The following is a 2,914-nucleotide window of genomic DNA, read 5'->3' as shown; positions in this document are numbered from 1 at the left end:
CGACCCCTTTGATGATGTTCGTGAGCATATTCGTGCCGGTTTGATTGAGGGATCCGTGCCCTCCATTGCGGTAGCGGTAGCCAAGGACGGAAAGGTTATCTGGGAGGAGGGTTTCGGTTGGGCGGATCGTGAGAGACGCATTCCTGCGAGCGAGCATACGATGTACTCGCTGGCATCGATCTCCAAGCCCATCACTGCTACGGGGTTGATGACGTTAGTGCAGGCGCGAAAGGTCAGACTGGATGCTCCGGCGAACGACTACCTGGGGAACGCGAAGCTTCGCGCTCGTGTCGGTAGTGCGCTTGATGGGACGGTGCGTCGCTTGGCTGATCATACCTCCGGGTTGCCACTGCACTACCAGTTCTTCTATGCCGATGAGTCTGCTGTGGTGCCGTCGATGGATGAAACCATCCTGCGCTATGGAAATTTAGTGACAGCGCCCGGAGAAAAATTCAATTACTCCAACCTGGGCTATGGCGTTCTGGATCACATCATGGCGCGAGTCTCGGGACTGACTTACGCAGAGTTCATGCGTCGAGAAGTGTTCATTCCGTTAGGCTTGACGAGAACGTCGGTGGGCGTGGGTGCCGGATTGGAGCAATACACGGCAACGCGATACAGCACAGAGGGGCAGCCACTTCCCTTCTATGATTTTGATCATCCCGGTGCCTCTGCAGTTTTCTCCAGTGCGCACGACCTGGTGCGTTTCGGTCTCTTGCATCTGAAGACGCTCCAGCGCGATCAGCGAGCCATTCTGACGGATGCCGCCATCGACGAAATGCAGCGCCTGCCGGCCGGAGGCAACGGCGATGGCTATGGATTGGGGTTCTTCATTGACGACCGCAGCGGCGTACGAGTCGTGAGTCACAACGGTGGCATGCCAGGCGTGGCAACGACCCTGCGACTCTTCCCTGAATCGAAACTCGCCATCGCGGTGCTGAGTAATTCGGATTCCAGATTGCCACGTTCCACGGCAGAGCGTATCGCTCAGATTCTGTTGCCGCAGATCAAACCGATCGCCGGCAAGTGGCCAGAGCCGAAGCCATTTACTGCGCCCCCTGATCTTCTGGGAGTGTGGCGGGGCGTGTTGGAAACCTATGCGAAGAATGTGCCGCTGGAGTTGCGCTTCATGAAGGACGGTGATGTGCATGCAAGCGTGGGCGGCGAACACGTCTTGCTAGTGAATGATGCCACTTTCACCGATGGGCAGTTTGCTGGGGTCATCGAAGCCCGTCTCGGTACGCCTGATGCGGATCGGCTAGGGACGCGTGTTTCTTTCTCCTTGAAGCTGCGTGGCGATGTTCTCAACGGTGGGGCAACGGTTCAGCGTGACGCTAACAGTCGGCGTGAACGGGGTGCGCTGACGCATTGGGTTGAGTTGCGACGGCTGCCAGAGCTGGTTGGACGCTAGCTGCATTTCTTTAGGAAACCCCATGATGATCTCAAGAGTTTTCGGTTTGGCCGTCGTATCGATTGTCGTATCGATAGTCGTATCGATACTGGGGTGTGTGCCTTTGATGGCACAGACCAGTATGACGCCATCACTGACCGAGCCTGCGGAGCGCTCGGGCGTGTATGCACTAACGAATGCCCGCGTGGTTGTTCGGCCTGGGCAGGTGCTGCCCTCTGCCACGCTGGTGGTGCGCGATGGATTGATTGCGGCCGTCGGTGGCCGTGTTCGCGTACCGGCCGATGCACAGGTTGTGGATGTTGCCGGCGCGACGGTGTTCGCAGGCTTCATCGATGCGCAGGGGATCGTGGCAGACCAGCCAGACTCGACGTCATCCCAGGCACCACTCGTAGGCTCCGTGAGCACATTGGTTCGGCCGCAGCGCGAAGTCAGCGATGTGGCTTGGCCCGGCGCAAAGCGTCTACAGGGACTGCGCGACAGCGGCATCACCAGCGTGCTGCTGCGTCCCGGCAGTGGGATCTTCCGGGGTCGTGCGGCGCTGCTGAACACCTCCGGCGTATCGCGGTGGGATCAGTCCTTGGTGGCGAGCGCTGTGGCGCAAGTAGCTTCCTTTGAGACCCATCCCAATACGCAAGTTGCTGCGGAGGACGTCTATCCCCAGAGCATCCGTGGTTCGATCGCCGTGATTCGTCAGAGCCTGCTGGACGCTCAGTGGCAGCGGGACGTTCTGGCCTGGCACCGTCGGCAGGGGCGGCAGTCTCTTTCTCCACCGGTTGCGCAGCCGGCACTGAGTGCGCTGGCCGAAGTGCTCGATGCAGGTCAGCCGATGTTTTTCGAGGCTCCGGATCAGCTGGACTTCGAACGCATCGCCAGTCTGGGGCAGCAGTTCAAGCTGCGCTGGGTTGCGTTGGGCAACGGCTACGAATACCGCTACGCACAGGTGCTCAAGGCAGATGCCGGTGCGGTGATCGTTCCGCTGGTATGGCCGCAGGTTCCTGCGGTGCTGGATGATGAGGCCGCCCTGCAGGTATCGCTTGCGGACATGGAGCACTGGCAGTGGGCGCCGTACAACGCACGAGTGTTGGCCGAGAGCGGAGTGACCTTCGCGTTCACGAGCGCCGGGCTGTCCGATCCGCCAGAGCAGTTCCTGCGGCGGGTACGCGAGACGGTGGCGCGGGGACTGGATGAACAGACCGCGCTGGCTGCACTGACCACCGTGCCGGCCCGGTTGCTGGGCATGCAGGATCAGTTGGGTACGCTGGAGCCGGGCCGTCGTGCGCAGTTCTTGATCGCCGATGCGGATCTGCTGCGCTCGGCCGCGGCGCGGATCCACGAGGTGTGGGTAGACGGGCGTCGTTACGTGCAGTCGCTGCCGGCACGTGCGAATGCCGCGAGCACTGAAGCAACCTCCAAGCCTCCGCTGCCCTGAGTGTTGCGCTATCCAGCCTGAGAGTATGGCCGAGAGAGCCTGCCAGAGCAGCCGCAGTCACTACACCTGCGCAA

At 60.9% G+C, this 2,914-nt stretch carries 2 protein-coding genes; both read left to right on the top strand.

Going from position 1 to position 2,914, the window contains the following annotated elements; genetic code table 11:
- The coding region (locus JNL55_RS23030) for a serine hydrolase domain-containing protein (protein WP_293859547.1) at nucleotides 1-1,411 on the top strand (1,411 nt) is incomplete at its 5' end.
- A gap of 106 nt (nucleotides 1,412-1,517) precedes the next feature.
- Entirely contained in the window at nucleotides 1,518-2,840 is a 1,323-nt protein-coding gene (locus JNL55_RS23025) for an amidohydrolase family protein (RefSeq protein ID WP_293859544.1), read from the top strand.
- The last annotated feature ends 74 nt before the right edge of the window (nucleotides 2,841-2,914 follow it).

It is taken from the genome of Steroidobacter sp. (assembly GCF_016790065.1).
Lineage (GTDB): Bacteria > Pseudomonadota > Gammaproteobacteria > Steroidobacterales > Steroidobacteraceae > Steroidobacter.
Note: the sequence above shows the minus strand (reverse complement) of the source record. Positions and strands in the feature narration are given on the sequence as shown.